This is a genomic window from Serratia symbiotica (Periphyllus acericola) (genome assembly GCF_964019515.1).
Lineage (GTDB): Bacteria > Pseudomonadota > Gammaproteobacteria > Enterobacterales > Enterobacteriaceae > Serratia > Serratia symbiotica_D.
In genome coordinates this window covers 1,245,040-1,260,693 of the sequence record NZ_OZ026452.1, presented here as the reverse complement: position 1 = coordinate 1,260,693, position 15,654 = coordinate 1,245,040, and the positions used below count along the sequence as shown (strand labels likewise).

General features: G+C 52.0%; 11 protein-coding genes, 2 tRNA genes and 1 pseudogene. All 14 read left to right on the top strand.

Translation table 11 applies throughout. From position 1 onward, the window contains the following. Positions 1-55 precede the first annotated feature (55 nt). The gene (gene ftsH / locus AACL06_RS06865) at positions 56-1,972 is read left to right on the top strand and encodes an ATP-dependent zinc metalloprotease FtsH (RefSeq protein WP_339038332.1); all 1,917 of its coding nucleotides are present in this window, start codon (positions 56-58) and stop codon (positions 1,970-1,972) included. Between the two features lie 424 nt (positions 1,973-2,396). Then, a complete protein-coding gene (gene folP, locus AACL06_RS06860; protein WP_339036562.1) occupies positions 2,397-3,233 on the top strand; it encodes a dihydropteroate synthase in 837 nt (278 codons plus the stop codon). A 4-nt stretch (positions 3,234-3,237) separates the two neighbouring features. Beyond that, positions 3,238-4,587 (top strand): phosphoglucosamine mutase, encoded by a 1,350-nt coding sequence (gene glmM, locus AACL06_RS06855; protein ID WP_339036561.1) that lies wholly within the window; start codon positions 3,238-3,240, stop codon positions 4,585-4,587. A gap of 188 nt (positions 4,588-4,775) precedes the next feature. Continuing rightward, positions 4,776-5,099: a preprotein translocase subunit SecG gene (gene secG / locus AACL06_RS06850; RefSeq protein ID WP_339036560.1), complete on the top strand. Its 324-nt coding sequence runs from the start codon at positions 4,776-4,778 to the stop codon at positions 5,097-5,099. A 76-nt stretch (positions 5,100-5,175) separates the two neighbouring features. Further along, positions 5,176-5,262 (top strand) — tRNA-Leu (locus tag AACL06_RS06845). A gap of 59 nt (positions 5,263-5,321) precedes the next feature. Then, positions 5,322-5,398: transfer RNA gene (locus tag AACL06_RS06840), tRNA-Met, on the top strand. A 217-nt stretch (positions 5,399-5,615) separates the two neighbouring features. Then, complete coding sequence (gene rimP / locus AACL06_RS06835) at positions 5,616-6,068, top strand: ribosome maturation factor RimP (protein ID WP_339036559.1); 453 nt, start codon at positions 5,616-5,618, stop codon at positions 6,066-6,068. A gap of 22 nt (positions 6,069-6,090) precedes the next feature. Further along, positions 6,091-7,599 (top strand): transcription termination factor NusA, encoded by a 1,509-nt coding sequence (gene nusA, locus AACL06_RS06830; protein WP_339036558.1) that lies wholly within the window; start codon positions 6,091-6,093, stop codon positions 7,597-7,599. Between the two features lie 24 nt (positions 7,600-7,623). Beyond that, the gene (gene infB / locus AACL06_RS06825) at positions 7,624-10,263 is read left to right on the top strand and encodes a translation initiation factor IF-2 (RefSeq protein ID WP_339036557.1); all 2,640 of its coding nucleotides are present in this window, start codon (positions 7,624-7,626) and stop codon (positions 10,261-10,263) included. A gap of 189 nt (positions 10,264-10,452) precedes the next feature. Beyond that, on the top strand, positions 10,453-10,863 hold the full coding sequence (rbfA, locus tag AACL06_RS06820; protein WP_339036556.1) for a 30S ribosome-binding factor RbfA: 411 nt from the start codon (positions 10,453-10,455) through the stop codon (positions 10,861-10,863). Then, complete coding sequence (gene truB, locus AACL06_RS06815) at positions 10,864-11,796, top strand: tRNA pseudouridine(55) synthase TruB (RefSeq protein WP_339036555.1); 933 nt, start codon at positions 10,864-10,866, stop codon at positions 11,794-11,796. It abuts the gene before it with no gap. A gap of 134 nt (positions 11,797-11,930) precedes the next feature. Continuing rightward, positions 11,931-12,200, top strand: coding sequence for a 30S ribosomal protein S15 (rpsO, locus tag AACL06_RS06810; protein WP_339036554.1), 270 nt, complete (start codon positions 11,931-11,933; stop codon positions 12,198-12,200). A gap of 259 nt (positions 12,201-12,459) precedes the next feature. Next, the gene (gene pnp, locus AACL06_RS06805; RefSeq protein ID WP_339038330.1) at positions 12,460-14,580 is read left to right on the top strand and encodes a polyribonucleotide nucleotidyltransferase; all 2,121 of its coding nucleotides are present in this window, start codon (positions 12,460-12,462) and stop codon (positions 14,578-14,580) included. Between the two features lie 131 nt (positions 14,581-14,711). Continuing rightward, positions 14,712-15,583, top strand: a pseudogene (gene nlpI, locus AACL06_RS06800) (lipoprotein NlpI). The last annotated feature ends 71 nt before the right edge of the window (positions 15,584-15,654 follow it).

Below are 15,654 nucleotides of genomic sequence, written 5' to 3'. Positions count from 1 at the left end.
CCCCTAACGCTGTTTGTTAACACAGTTGTAATATGAGGTTCATCCCTTGAGTGACATGGCTAAAAACCTAATTCTCTGGTTAGTCATCGCAGTAGTATTGATGTCTGTATTCCAGAGTTTTGGGCCCAGCGAGTCGAATGGCCGTAGGGTAGATTATTCTACCTTCATGTCTGAACTGACCCAGGATCAGGTTCGCGAAGCGCGAATTAACGGACGCGAAATTAACGTTACCAAGAAAGACAGTAGCAAATACAAGACTTACATCCCTGTCAACGATCCCAGGTTGTTGGATACGTTGTTAACCAAGAATGTGAAAGTTGTCGGTGAGCCGCCTGAAGAGCCGAGCTTGCTGGCCTCTATCTTTATTTCGTGGTTCCCGATGCTGTTGCTGATCGGGGTTTGGATCTTCTTTATGCGCCAGATGCAAGGCGGTGTCGGTAAGGGCGCGATGTCCTTTGGCAAGAGCAAGGCTCGCATGCTGAGCGAAGATCAGATCAAGACCACTTTTGCTGATGTCGCCGGTTGTGATGAAGCGAAAGAAGAAGTGAGCGAACTGGTGGAATACCTGCGCGAACCGAGCCGTTTCCAAAAGCTGGGCGGCAAGATCCCTAAAGGCGTGCTGATGGTTGGCCCACCGGGGACTGGTAAAACGCTCTTGGCGAAAGCGATCGCTGGCGAGGCAAAAGTCCCGTTCTTTACCATTTCTGGTTCTGACTTCGTGGAAATGTTTGTTGGTGTGGGGGCTTCCCGTGTGCGCGACATGTTCGAGCAGGCCAAGAAAGCAGCACCTTGCATCATCTTCATTGATGAAATCGATGCCGTAGGTCGTCAACGTGGTGCCGGCCTGGGTGGCGGTCACGATGAACGTGAGCAGACCCTGAACCAAATGCTGGTGGAGATGGATGGTTTTGAAGGCAACGAAGGCATCATCGTCATCGCGGCAACCAACCGCCCTGACGTTCTTGATCCGGCGCTGCTGCGACCAGGCCGCTTTGACCGTCAGGTGGTTGTCGGCTTGCCGGATGTGCGCGGTCGTGAGCAGATCCTGAAGGTACATATGCGCCGTGTGCCGTTGGATGCCGATATCGATACCTCCGTCATTGCTCGAGGTACACCAGGCTTCTCTGGTGCTGACTTGGCCAACCTGGTCAACGAGGCGGCATTGTTCACTGCCCGTAGCAACAAACGTGTGGTATCAATGGTTGAGTTCGAAAAAGCTAAAGACAAGATCATGATGGGTGCGGAACGTCGCTCCATGGTGATGACCGAAGCGCAGAAGGAATCGACCGCATATCATGAAGCAGGTCACGCTATCATCGGGCGTCTGGTACCAGAACACGATCCGGTTCACAAGGTCACCATTATCCCTCGTGGCCGAGCACTTGGCGTGACCTTCTTCCTGCCGGAAGGCGATTCAATCAGCGCAAGCCGTCAGAAGCTGGAGAGCCAAATCTCCACCCTTTATGGTGGCCGTCTGGCGGAAGAGATCATCTACGGGTCGGAAAATGTGTCTACTGGGGCGTCGAACGATATTAAAGTGGCGACCTCTATCGCCCGCAACATGGTGACTCAATGGGGTTTCTCTGAGAAGCTGGGGCCGCTGTTGTATGCAGAAGAAGAGGGCGAAGTGTTCCTTGGCCGTTCCGTCGCCAAGGCGAAGCACATGTCGGATGAAACCGCACGCATCATTGATCAGGAAGTAAAATCTCTGATTGAACGCAACTACGTGCGCGCCCGTTCACTGTTGATGGAAAATATGGACATCCTGCATTCAATGAAGAATGCACTGATGAAATATGAAACCATTGATGCGCCGCAGATCGACGATCTGATGCACCGCCAAGACGTACGTCCGCCAGCGGGTTGGGACGATGCAAACAAAGGTAATGGCCCCGACGCCGTCGGCACGCCAAAAGCGCCGACGTCGGTAGAAGAATCGCACACGCCGAGTCCAGGCAATAACCATGTTTGAACAGCTCGACAAGTCACTTCTGCTATGTGGTAACATTAAACCCCGGCATGCCGGGGTTTTTACTGCCCGGTAGGCAGCGCACCATGCAACAGTCAGGTGAATGATATCCATCATACTTGAATGCATATGTGTTGGCTGCGCAGTTACTCGGCCCATATGTGGGTCTCACCCCCTCGGGGGCACTGCATGCAGCGTTCAAATTTATTAGGAATCACATTCTTGTAGATTTCCCTTGCGGCATTTAAATCGGTTCCTGAGCGATTTGTCCCGGCAGATTTGTCACCTCAGTGACTTACTTTAGTAAGCTCATGGGGATTAATGGGGCTCCCCTGTGGGCCAGCGCAAGTGCTGCTCAAATCGGTTCTCGGCAGATTTGTCACGCTCATGCCGCTGTGATGTCACTCCAATTATTTAGGGTATAGCCATGCAGTTAGCCCTGCGCGACATGACGCTCAATCTCTCCCATCCGCAGGTGATGGGCATCCTCAATGTGACGCCGGATTCGTTTTCTGACGGTGGTCGTTACAACCAACTCAATCAGGCACTGTTGCATGCGTATGCGCTGATTTCAGCTGGTGCTACCATGATCGACGTGGGGGGCGAATCCACCCGGCCGGGGGCGGAAGAGGTCAGTGAGGATGAAGAGATTGCACGGGTGGTATCGGTAGTGGAGGCATTGGCGCAGCGTTTCGAGGTGTTTATCTCGGTTGATACGTCTAAAGCGGGGGTGATCCGTGAGTCGGCACAAGCGGGAGTGCATCTGATTAACGATATCCGCTCGTTGCAGGAACCCGGCGCGTTGGCTGCTGCGGCCGAAAGCGGCTTGCCGGTGTGCCTGATGCACATGCAGGGGCAGCCACGCACTATGCATCATGCACCGCATTACGATGACCTGATTGCTGATGTGAAGATATTTTTTGAGCGTCATATCAAGCGTTGCCATGATGCTGGGATAACAAATCAGCAATTGCTGCTCGACCCAGGCTTCGGGTTTGGTAAAAATCTAGCACACAACTACCAGCTTCTGGCGCGGTTGTCGGAATTTCACCGCTTCGGTCTGCCGCTGATGGTGGGGATGTCACGCAAGTCGATGATTGGACAGCTATTGAACGTGCCGCCTGATCAACGCGTCATCGGCAGCGTGGCGTGCGCAGTGATCGCTGCGATGCAGGGCGCGCAGATTATCAGAGTGCATGACGTTAAAGAAACCGTTGAGGCGATGCGTGTCGTCGAGGCAACACTTTCAGCTAAGGGACAGTAGAAACATGAGTGAGCGCAAATATTTTGGCACCGATGGTATTCGTGGCAAGGTCGGTGATAGCCCAATCACCCCGGACTTCGTGCTGAAACTGGGTTGGGCGGCCGGTAAAGTGCTGGCGCGTCACGGCTCTCGCAAAATCATTATCGGTAAGGATACCCGCATTTCCGGTTATATGCTGGAGTCCGCGCTGGAAGCTGGCTTGGCAGCCGCAGGGTTGTCTGCTTCCTTCACCGGCCCGATGCCGACGCCGGCGGTAGCCTACCTGACACGCACTTTCCGCGCTGAAGCCGGCATCGTGATTTCTGCCTCGCACAACCCGTTCTACGATAACGGCATCAAGTTTTTCTCGATCGACGGGGCCAAGTTGCCGGATGACGTTGAGGAAGCGATTGAAGCTGAGATAGAAAAACCGCTGACTTGTGTGCAATCCTCGGAGTTGGGTAAATCCAGCCGGATTATCGACGCCGCTGGTCGTTACATAGAATTCTGCAAAGGCACCTTCCCCAGTGAACTGAGCCTGAAGGGGTTGAAAATTGTGGTCGATTGCGCCAACGGTGCCACCTACCACATTGCGCCGAGCGTGTTGCGTGAGCTGGGGGCTACAGTGATTGCCATCGGCGTCGCGCCGGATGGCATGAACATTAATGAAAAATGCGGTGCGACCGATGTCCGCCAGTTGCAGCAATCGGTGCTAAAAGAAAAGGCGCATGTTGGGTTGGCGTTCGACGGTGATGGAGACCGTGTGATGATGGTGGATCATTTGGGCAACAAGGTGGATGGAGACCAGATCCTGTATATCATTGCTCGGGAAGGACTGCGTCAAAGCCAGTTGCGCGGTGGTGCGGTCGGTACGCTGATGAGCAATATGGGGTTAGAGTTGGCGCTGAAGCAACTGGGTATCCCGTTTGCGCGCGCCAAAGTCGGTGATCGCTACGTGTTGGAAAAGCTGCAAGAACTGGACTGGCGCCTCGGCGCGGAGAACTCCGGCCATGTAATCCTGTTGGATAAAACCACGACCGGCGATGGCATTGTGGCTGGGTTGCAGGTGCTGACCGCAATGGTGAGTAATAACATTAGCCTGTATGATCTATGCAGAGGGATGAAGCTGTTGCCTCAGATCCTGATCAACGTGTGTTTCGAGGGCGAGCACAACCCATTGGAATCCGCTGAAGTGCGTAAAATCACTGAACAGGTTGAAGCTGCGTTGGCCGATCGCGGCCGTGTATTGTTGCGCAAATCCGGCACCGAACCGCTTATCCGTGTTATGGTGGAAGGAGAGGATGAACAGCAGGTGACTGTGCTGGCACAGCGCATCGCTGACGCTGTGAAATCAGCCGGTTATCAGGAAAAATAATTGTTGGTGTTTTTTTCTGCAAACGCATTGGTTGCAGAAAATTGCCCTTGCGCGGTTTGGCGGCTTTAGTTAGTATTCAAAACCGCTTAAATAGTCAGCATATAAGAGTGCCTGAGACTTCTTTTTAGAAGCTTTGAGGTGAAAAGCATCTGGCATGCGGTTGAAGCCGCAAGGACACGGGTACGACTATGTACGAAGCTCTTCTGGTAATCTTCCTACTGATCTCAATCGGGCTAGCTGCTCTGATTATGTTGCAGCAAGGTAAAGGCGCTGAAGCTGTAGCCGGTGCCTCTGCCACACTGTTTGGCTCGAGCGGTTACGGCAACTTTATGACCCGTATGACTGCGGCGTTGGCGACATTGTTTTTCGTCATCAGCCTGGTTTTGGGCAACCTCAGTAGTAACAAAAGCAAGAAAGGCAGCGAGTGGGAAAATTTGGGTCAGCCAGTAAAGTCTGAGCAAACTACCGTGCCATCGTCACCAGCCAAGCCGAGTAGTGATATCCCGCAGTAAGCAGCAACAACGCTTGAAACCTCGGTTTTATCTGGATACTGGATAATTGCAACGGCTGTTAGCAGTAAGAATCAGTACCGAGGTGGTGGAATTGGTAGACACGCTACCTTGAGGTGGTAGTGCCCTAACGGGCTTGTGGGTTCGAGTCCCATCCTCGGTACCAAATCCAAGAGATAGCTTGCAATTTTGCGATTTTTTGCGTAAATTCGGCACGTTTTCGGACGCGGGGTGGAGCAGCTTAGTAGCTCGCCGGGCCCATAACCCGAAGGTCGTCGGTTCAAATACGGCCCCCGCAACCACTTTCATTTAGGTGTTGATTTTCAAATACACTTTTCGAATGAAATCCACTTTTCTCGAACAACATTTGAAAATGACACTTGCTTGAAAGTTGCACCGAAGTCGCTCAGCGGCACATAGGGTCCAGTTACATAACGCCCCGATTTTCGGGGCTTTTTGTTATTTGGCAGCAGAATCACTGGGCTATTTAGCCCTTTTTTTATGTACTGGGGGTGGAGTTTGTGCATATTAGAGCAAAAGTTAACTGAGATGCTTTTAGCACCGGTAGAAGCGTTGGGTTTTGAGCTTGTAGGCATTGAATTTATTCGTGCGCGCCAATCTACGCTCCGCATCTATATTGACAGTGAAAACGGCATCAATGTTGATGATTGCGCTGATGTCAGCCACCAAGTTAGCGCTGTATTGGATGTCGAAGAACCAATCGCAGTCGCTTACAACTTAGAAGTCTCCTCTCCTGGCCTTGATCGCCCGATGTTCACCGCAGAACACTACACGCGTTTTCTCGGTGAAGAAGTCAGCTTGGTTCTGCGCATGGCAGTTCAAAACCGCCGCAAGTGGCAAGGTATTATCAAGTCTGCCGAAGGCGCAATGATCACGGTTACTGTAGATGGGAAAGATGAAGTGTTTGCGCTGAGCAATATCCAGAAAGCGAACCTGATACCCCACTTTTAAAAGTTTGTATGAGGCACCTAGGATGAATAAAGAGATTCTGGCTGTTGTTGAAGCAGTTTCCAATGAAAAATCCCTTCCGCGTGAAAAGATTTTCGAAGCGTTGGAAACCGCTTTAGCCACCGCCACCAAGAAAAAATATGAGCAGGAAATCGACGTCCGCGTCAGCATTGATCGCAAAACCGGCGATTTCGATACCTTCCGTCGTTGGGTCGTCGTTGATGAAGTGACGCAGCCTACGCGTGAGATCACGCTGGAAGCGGCTCAGTATGAAGAGCCAGACACTGAGTTGGGCGTATATATCGAAGATCAGATCGATTCCGTCACCTTTGACCGCATCACCACTCAGACGGCCAAACAGGTTATCGTGCAGAAAGTACGCGAAGCCGAGCGCGCGATGGTGGTTGACGCTTTCCGTGAACACGAAGATGAGATCGTCACTGGCGTTGTGAAGAAAGTTAATCGTGATAGTATCGCGCTGGATCTGGGTAGCAACGCCGAAGCAGTGATTGGCCGTGAAGACATGTTGCCGCGCGAAAACTTCCGCCCTGGTGACCGCATCCGTGGCGTGCTTTATGCCGTGCGTCCTGAAGCCCGAGGTGCGCAATTGTTCGTCAGCCGTTCCAGCCCAGAGATGCTGAAAGAGCTGTTCCGCATTGAAGTGCCGGAAATCGGCGAAGAAGTGATTGAGATTAAAGCGGCAGCCCGCGATCCCGGTTCCCGTGCAAAAATTGCAGTAAAAACCAACGACAAACGCATCGATCCAGTCGGTGCCTGCGTGGGTATGCGCGGTGCACGCGTTCAGGCCGTTTCGAGCGAGCTCGGTGGTGAACGCATCGATATCATACTGTGGGATGATAACCCTGCGCAGTTCGTCATCAACGCCATGGCCCCGGCAGACGTGGCCTCCATCGTGGTTGATGAGGATAATTGTACGATGGATATCGCCGTTGAAGCCAGCAATCTGGCACAGGCCATCGGCCGTAATGGCCAAAATGTGCGTTTGGCCTCCCAGTTGTTGAAACAGCATCGCGACGATGACCGTTGGGAACTGAACGTGATGACGGCGGATGATTTGCAGGCCAAGCACCAGGCCGAAGCACAGGCCGCTATTGATACCTTTACCAGGTATCTTGATATCAACGAAGATTTCGCTACCGTTCTGGTTGAAGAAGGCTTCTCCACTTTGGAAGAGCTGGCCTATGTGCCAATCAAAGAGCTGTTGGAAATCGACGGTCTGGATAAAGATACGGTTGAAGCATTGCGCGATCGCGCCAGAGCTGCATCGACCACGCTAGCCCTTGCTCAAAAAGAGAGCCTGGGTAGCCAAGAACCTGCAGAAGATTTACTCAACCTGCCTGGTCTTGAGCGCAGCATGGCCTTTAAACTGGCCGCGTGTGGGGTTGGTACGCTGGAAGATCTTGCCGAGCAGGGTATTGATGATCTGGCTGATATTGAAGGGCTTAGCAACCAGCAAGTCGGCGAGTTGATCATGGCCGCACGTAATATCTGTTGGTTTGGCGACAACGCGTAATAAACTGTAGCAGGAAGGAACAGCATGACAACAGATGTAACCGTAAAATCGCTGGCAGCAGAGATTCAGACTTCGGTTGATCGCCTGGTACAGCAGTTTGCTAATGCAGGAATCAACAAGGTAGAGTCGGATTCTGTGACCCAGCAAGAAAAAGAAACCTTGCTGGCGCACCTGAACCGTGAACACGGCAGTGTGCCGAACAAACTCACTTTTCAGCGCAAAACGCGCAGCACCTTAAATATTCCGAGCACCGGCGGTAAAAGTAAATCGGTGCAAATTGAGGTCCGCAAGAAACGCACCTATGTAAATCGCAATACGCAGGAAGCCAAACAGGTTGAAGCGGCAGAGCAGGCACAGCGTAATGAAGAAACGAAACGTGCAGCCGGAGAGCAAGCCAAACGTGAGGCTGCAGGAATTGCTAAGCGTAATGCAGCGGAAAAAGAAAAAGTGACCAATCAACATACCGATGAAATGATCAAGCCAGCTCAGGCAGAAAAAGCACGCCGTGAAGCCGAAGCGGCTGAACTGAAACGTAAAGCGGAAGAAGAAGTACGCCGGAGGGTCGAAGAAGAAGCCAAACGCGTGGCGGAAGAAGCGCTCCGTATGGCTGAAGAGAACGGTGAGAAGTGGGCAGAAGCTGAAGCAGCAAGCGCTGCAGTTGAAACTGCCGATTACCATGTGACCACCTCTCAGCACGCCCGTGTCGCCGAAGACGAAAACGACGCTAAAGTTGAAGGTGAGCGCCGCGCCCGCACCCGTGGTGGCAAAGCGACTAAGCAGAAGAAAGGCAGTAAGCTTTCTGAGTCTAAAGCAGATCGTGAAGAAGCACGTGCTGTAACGCGTGGAGGTAAAGGTAAACGGAAGCTAAGCAGTTTGCAGCAGAGCTTCAACAAGCCAGCTCAGATGGTAAACCGTGACGTGGTTATTGGTGAAACCATCACCGTGGCTGAATTGGCCAACAAAATGGCGGTAAAAGGCTCTCAGGTCATTAAAGTGATGATGAAGCTGGGTGCAATGGCCACCATCAACCAGGTCATCGATCAGGAAACTGCACAGCTAGTGGCTGAAGAGATAGGCCACAAGGTTATCCTGCGTCGCGAGAATGAGCTGGAAGAAGCGTTGATGAGTGACCGTGATACCGGTGCTGCGGCTGAGTCGCGTGCACCAGTGGTGACCATCATGGGCCATGTTGACCACGGTAAAACCTCTTTGCTGGACTACATTCGCTCCACCAAAGTGGCAGCGGGCGAAGCTGGCGGTATTACCCAGCACATTGGTGCTTATCACGTAGAAACCGACAACGGTATGATCACCTTCTTGGATACTCCAGGCCACGCCGCTTTTACTTCCATGCGCGCCCGTGGTGCTCAGGCGACTGATATTGTGGTGTTGGTGGTTGCTGCCGATGATGGCGTGATGCCACAAACCATTGAAGCTATCCAGCATGCGAAAGCGGCGCAGGTGCCATTGGTGGTTGCAGTTAACAAAATCGACAAGCCGGAAGCCGATGTGGACCGCGTTAAGAAGGAGCTATCCCAGTACGGCGTGATGCCGGAGGAGTGGGGTGGCGAAGCGCAGTTCGTCCATGTTTCTGCGAAAGTCGGTACCGGTATCGACGAACTGCTTAATGCTATCTTGTTGCAGGCTGAAGTTCTCGAACTGAAAGCGGTACGCAGTGGCATGGCTAGTGGAGTGGTGATCGAATCCTTCCTAGATAAAGGCCATGGCCCGGTGGCGACCATTCTGGTTCAGGAAGGTACGCTGAACAAAGGTGATATCGTGCTGTGCGGCTTTGAATACGGCCGCGTGCGTGCGATGCGTGATGAATTGGGCCACGAAGTGGCCTCCGCTGGCCCATCTATTCCGGTGGAAATCCTGGGTCTTTCCAGCATTCCAGAAGCGGGTGATGAAGCGACCGTAGTGCGTGACGAGAAAAAAGCGCGTGAAGTTGCACTATATCGTCAAGGCAAGTTCCGCGAAGTCAAACTGGCGCGCCAGCAGAAATCTAAGCTGGAGAATATGTTCTCCAACATGACAAACGGGGAAGTTTCTGAGCTGAACATCGTACTGAAATCTGATGTACAGGGTTCTTGCGAAGCGATTATGGATTCATTGCTGAAGATCTCTACCGACGAAGTGAAGGTGAAAATTGTCGGCTCCGGCGTGGGAGGCATTACTGAAACCGATGCTACACTGGCAGTAGCCTCCAACGCGATCATTCTGGGCTTCAACGTCCGTGCTGATGCCTCGGCACGCCGCGTGATTGAAGCAGAAAGCCTGGATCTGCGCTATTACTCGGTAATTTATAGCCTAATCGACGAAGTGAAGCAGGCGATGAGCGGCATGCTGGCACCTGAGTACAAACAGCAGATTATCGGCTTAGCCAAAGTGCGTGACGTCTTCAAATCACCGAAATTCGGTGCTATCGCCGGTTGTATGGTCACTGAAGGGACGATCAAACGTCATAACCCTATCCGTGTTCTGCGTGACAACGTGGTTATCTATGAAGGTGAGTTGGAGTCCCTGCGCCGCTTCAAAGATGATGTTAATGAAGTCCGTAACGGCATGGAGTGTGGTATTGGTGTTAAGAATTACAACGATGTACGTGTTGGCGACATGATTGAGGTGTTCGAAATCATCGAAATCCAGCGTACCATTGCTTAACGACTGTACATCTGCTGATGACCTAAAATAATTCGAGTTTCCTCAGGACAGCAACTGAGCGCATCCCCAGGTGAATAGACAACTATGCCACTGAGGTGAGTGAAGAGGGTCAAAAAAGAGGCAAGTTTAAGTATGTAATATCTGTTAACGGGGGCCTTTGTGCCCCCAGATTTGTCTGGAGAGTCCAAAATGGCAAAAGAATTTAGCCGTAGTCAACGCGTAGCGCAAGAGATGCAGAAAGAGATTGCGATCATTTTGCAACGTGAAATCAAAGATCCGCGCATTGGCATGGCCACCGTATCCGGCGTAGAAATTTCCCGCGATCTGGCATACGCCAAGGTTTACGTTACCTTCCTGAACGTGTTGGCTGAAAATCATGATCCAGCCCAGGTGACCAATGGCATTAAAGCATTGCAGGATGCGGCCGGTTATATCCGCACGTTACTTGGCAAAGCCATGCGTTTGCGTCTGGTTCCGGAAATGACTTTCGCCTACGACAACTCGCTGGTGGAAGGCATGCGCATGTCCAACCTGGTGACCAATGTGGTGAAGAATGACGCCGAACGCCGTTGCGCATCGGGCGATGACGAGGAGGCTTAAATGAGTCGCCCTCTTCGCCGTGGCCGTGATATCCACGGTGTACTGTTGTTAGATAAACCGCAGGGCCTGTCGTCTAACGATGCTTTGCAAAAAGTGAAGCGCTTGTACAACGCCAATCGCGCAGGTCACACTGGCGCGCTCGATCCGTTGGCGACCGGCATGCTGCCGATCTGCCTGGGCGAAGCGACCAAGTTCTCGCAGTTCCTGCTAAATTCTGACAAACGTTATCGGGTGATCGCCAAACTAGGGCAGCGTACCGATACCTCGGACGCCGATGGTCAGGTTGTGCAGCAGCGCCCGGTGAGTTTCACCCAGGCGCAGCTAGATGTGGCGCTGGATAACTTCCGTGGCGACCTCCGACAGGTGCCATCAATGTATTCGGCACTAAAGTATCAGGGTAAGAAACTCTATGAGTATGCGCGCCAGGGCATTGAAGTTCCGCGTGAAGCACGCAGCATCACCGTTTATCAGCTACAGGTTGTTCGCTGCGAAGGAGATGAACTGGAGTTAGAAATCCACTGCTCGAAAGGCACTTATATCCGCACTATCATCGACGATCTCGGTGAACTACTGGGCTGCGGTGCGCATGTGGTCTACCTGCGCCGCCTGCAAGTAGCAACTTATCCGATTGAACGTATGGTGACGTTGGAACAACTGAATGCTTTACTGGCGCAGGCGATTGCGCTGGATGAATTGCTCGATCCATTGCTGATGCCGATGGACAGCCCGGTTGAGAACTATCCAGAAGTGAATCTGTTGCCTGTAGTGGCGGGTTATGTCAAACAAGGGAAGACAGTGCAGGTTGCTTGTGCGCCTGCTTCTGGCATAGTGCGCATCACCGAAGGCGAAAAACGTAAATTTATCGGCGTAGGTACCGTCGCCGACGATGGTCGTGTGGCACCACGCCGCCTAGTCGTCGAACGTGTCGATTAAGGGTGGGTAAAGTGCGCGTATCCCCCTTGTAGCTTGCAGGATGGCGGGGATAGTAGAATAGCGCGGCTTATGCATTAGGTTGCTGAATTATAGATCGGCACCTGTAGTTATCATCTATAATCTGGAGTATTACCATGTCTCTAAGTGTTGAAGTTAAAGCTCAAATCGTGGCTGATTTTGGTCGTGATGCTCACGATAGCGGATCTCCCGAAGTTCAGGTTGCCCTGCTGACTGCGCAGATCAACCATCTGCAAGGCCACTTCTCCGAGCATAAAAAAGATCACCATAGCCGTCGTGGTCTACTGCGTATGGTTTCTCAGCGTCGTAAGCTGCTGGATTACCTAAAGCGTAAAGATGTAGCACGTTACACCAGCCTGATCGGGCGCCTGGGTCTGCGTCGCTAATCTAGCTAGTTTCAGAGTAAAAGGGGCCTATCATGGCCCCTTTTTTCTATGAAGCATAAGCAAATCAGGTTAATGTATTGCCTGATGCTCCCAAAACAGGTTTTTCCGTTACAGAGGTTCGCGCGACTAATGAGAGGCTTTATCCCCAGTTTGAGATAAAGATTGTCATTAGTCGCGAGGATGTAGTGGAAAGGTAAGTCAAGTCATAGGCGTGTCGAGTCGTCATTACGATGGTACGCCGTTAATCAAGGACATAATTTTGCTGACACCGATCATTCGCAAATTCCAGTATGGCCAGCATACCGTCACCATCGAAACCGGTATGATGGCACGTCAGGCCACCGCCGCCGTTATGGTGAGCATGGATGACACCGCTGTATTCGTCACCGTAGTGGGCCAGAAAAAAGCCAAGCCGGGTCAAAGTTTCTTCCCGCTGACCGTAAACTATCAGGAACGTACCTACGCTGCTGGACGCATACCGGGTAGTTTCTTCCGTCGTGAAGGCCGCCCGAGCGAGGGTGAAACGCTGACCTCTCGTCTGATTGACCGTCCAATCCGTCCTCTGTTCCCGGACAACTTCCTGAACGAAGTACAGGTGATCGCCACCGTAGTTTCTGTCAACTCGCAAGTTAACCCAGATATCGTTGCAATGATTGGGGCCTCTGCCGCCCTGAGCCTGTCCGGTATTCCGTTCAACGGCCCAATTGGTGCAGCACGCGTGGGTTACATCAACGACCAGTATGTACTGAACCCGACGACCGACGAACTAAAAATAAGTAGCCTGGATCTGGTGGTTGCTGGCACTGCTGGCGCGGTGCTGATGGTTGAATCTGAAGCTGATGTGCTAAGCGAAGATCAAATGCTGGGGGCGGTGGTGTTTGGTCACCAGCAACAGCAGGTGGTGATCGAGAGCATCAACTCTCTGGTAGCTGAAGCTGGCAAGCCGAAGTGGGACTGGCAGGCACCTGTGGTCAATGCAGCGCTGCATGCGCGCGTAGCCGAACTGGCCGAAGCCTGCTTGGGAGACGCTTATCACATTACCGAGAAACAAGAGCGTTACGCTCAGGTAGATGCGATCAAGGACAGCGTGGTTGAAACCCTGTTGGTGCAAGATGAAACGCTGGACGCTTCAGAAATTCATGACATCCTGATCAGCGTCGAGAAAAACGTGGTGCGTAGCCGTGTGCTGCGAGGAGAACCACGTATCGACGGCCGCCAGAAAGACATGATCCGTGGTCTGGATGTGCGTACCGGCGTACTGCCGCGCACTCATGGTTCCGCGCTGTTCACCCGTGGTGAAACACAGGCGTTGGTTACCGCGACACTGGGTACTGCGCGTGATGCACAGAGCCTGGATGAACTGATGGGCGAGAAGACCGACAGCTTCCTGTTCCATTATAACTTCCCGCCGTATTCCGTTGGCGAAACCGGCATGGTCGGTTCACCTAAGCGCCGCGAAATTGGTCACGGCCGTCTGGCAAAACGTGGCGTATTGGCTATGATGCCTAAACTGGAAGATTTTCCGTACACGGTGCGGGTGGTTTCTGAAATTACCGAATCCAATGGGTCTTCTTCCATGGCTTCGGTCTGTGGTGCTTCTCTGGCGCTGATGGATGCAGGCGTGCCAATCAAGGCTGCTGTTGCGGGTATCGCCATGGGGTTGGTGAAAGAAGCGGATAACTTTGTGGTTCTGTCCGACATTCTGGGTGATGAAGATCACCTAGGTGATATGGACTTCAAAGTGGCCGGTAGCCGTGACGGTATCACCGCGCTGCAAATGGACATCAAAATTGAAGGCATCACCCGCGAAATCATGCAGGTGGCACTGAACCAAGCCAAAGGGGCGCGTCTACATATCCTGAGCGTGATGGAACAGGCAATCAGCGTGCCGCGTGGCGATATTTCTCAGTTCGCACCACGTATTCACACTATCCGCATCAGCCCGGATAAAATTAAAGACGTGATCGGTAAAGGCGGCTCGGTGATTCGTGCGCTGACCGAAGAGACTGACACCACCATTGAAATTGACGATGATGGTACAGTTAAAATCGCTGCGACCGATGGTGAGAAAGCGAAATTTGCTATCCGTCGTATTGAAGAGATCACCGCAGAGATTGAAGTTGGCCGGATTTATCAAGGTAAGGTCACTCGTATCGTTGATTTCGGCGCGTTTGTCGCTATCGGCGGGGGTAAAGAAGGCTTAGTACACATCTCTCAAATTGCCGACAAGCGTGTTGAGAAAGTCACTGACTATCTGCAAATGGGTCAGGATGTGCCGGTTAAAGTACTGGAAGTTGACCGTCAGGGCCGTGTACGTCTAAGCATCAAAGAAGCGACTATGCCAGAAGCGGAATCGCCTCCTGCAGTTGAAGCAGAATAGCTGTATAGATATATTTGCAGCTCCCTGCCATAGGGTCGGGAGCTAATTTTATCGCTGCCTGGGTAGGAATTCGTGTATTTAGCAAACGGAGGATAGGGCGTTCATTTAATGTTTGTCTTAGGGAGTGGGAAATGAAGCCTTTCTTGCGTTGGTGGTACGTTGTAATAGCACTCATGCTGGCAGGATGCAGCAACTATTATTTGCGTAAAGACGAGGTTTTGGCGATCCCACTGCAGCCTACGCTGCAGCAAGAAATGCTCCTGGCACGTATGGAACTGATACTTGCCAGACGGGCACTGACCGGCGATGAGCGTGCGCAGCTTTTATATGAGCGTGGTGTGCTGTATGATAGCATCGGGCTACGTGCACTGGCGCGAAATGATTTCTCGCAGGCGCTGGCGATACGTCCTAATATACCTCAAGTTTTCAACTACCTAGGCATTTACTTAATGCAGGCAAGCAATGTTGATGTTGCCTATGAAGCGTTTGATTCTGTATTAGAGCTTGATCCAATTTACAATTACGCGCGTTTAAACCGAGGCATCGCATCGTATTATGGCGGCCGCTTCTCGTTGGCGAAGGATTATCTGCTGGCGTTTTATCAAGACGACCCAAACGATCCCTTCCGTTCGTTGCAGCTGTATCTTGTGGAACGAGAAATGGATCCCAAAAAGGCTGACGTAGCGCTCAAGCAGCGTTATGACAAAGCGAACCTAGGGCAATGGGGATGGAATATTGTCGAATTTTACCTGGGCAACATTAGCGAAAAAACGCTGATGTCACGCCTCAAGGTAGATACAACGGATAACACTTCGCTCGCTGAGCATCTAAGTGAAACTGACTTCTATTTAGGTAAACACCACCTGAGTCTAGGGGACAAGAACACCGCTTCGGCGCTGTTCAAACTGACGGTGGCTAATACGTTGAGCACCGCTATGCATTGTTGGAATTGGCGCTTTTAGGCCAAGAGCAAGACGACTTATCAGAATCGGACCAGCAATAGCTGACGAATACTTCTACCCAATAGGTTTCAAGTTGCGGCAATTCGGCAATCGAACGGATCCCTGGAGCTTA

Bases quoted from the DNA above. Each gene is read 5' to 3' on its own strand.
- ftsH (WP_339038332.1), top strand. From the start codon at position 56: ATGGCTAAAAACCTAATTCTCTGGTTAGTCATCGCAGTAGTATTGATG.
- folP (WP_339036562.1), top strand. From the start codon at position 2,397: ATGCAGTTAGCCCTGCGCGACATGACGCTCAATCTCTCCCATCCGCAG.
- glmM (WP_339036561.1), top strand. From the start codon at position 3,238: ATGAGTGAGCGCAAATATTTTGGCACCGATGGTATTCGTGGCAAGGTC.
- secG (WP_339036560.1), top strand. From the start codon at position 4,776: ATGTACGAAGCTCTTCTGGTAATCTTCCTACTGATCTCAATCGGGCTA.
- nusA (WP_339036558.1), top strand. From the start codon at position 6,091: ATGAATAAAGAGATTCTGGCTGTTGTTGAAGCAGTTTCCAATGAAAAA.
- infB (WP_339036557.1), top strand. From the start codon at position 7,624: ATGACAACAGATGTAACCGTAAAATCGCTGGCAGCAGAGATTCAGACT.
- rbfA (WP_339036556.1), top strand. From the start codon at position 10,453: ATGGCAAAAGAATTTAGCCGTAGTCAACGCGTAGCGCAAGAGATGCAG.
- truB (WP_339036555.1), top strand. From the start codon at position 10,864: ATGAGTCGCCCTCTTCGCCGTGGCCGTGATATCCACGGTGTACTGTTG.
- rpsO (WP_339036554.1), top strand. From the start codon at position 11,931: ATGTCTCTAAGTGTTGAAGTTAAAGCTCAAATCGTGGCTGATTTTGGT.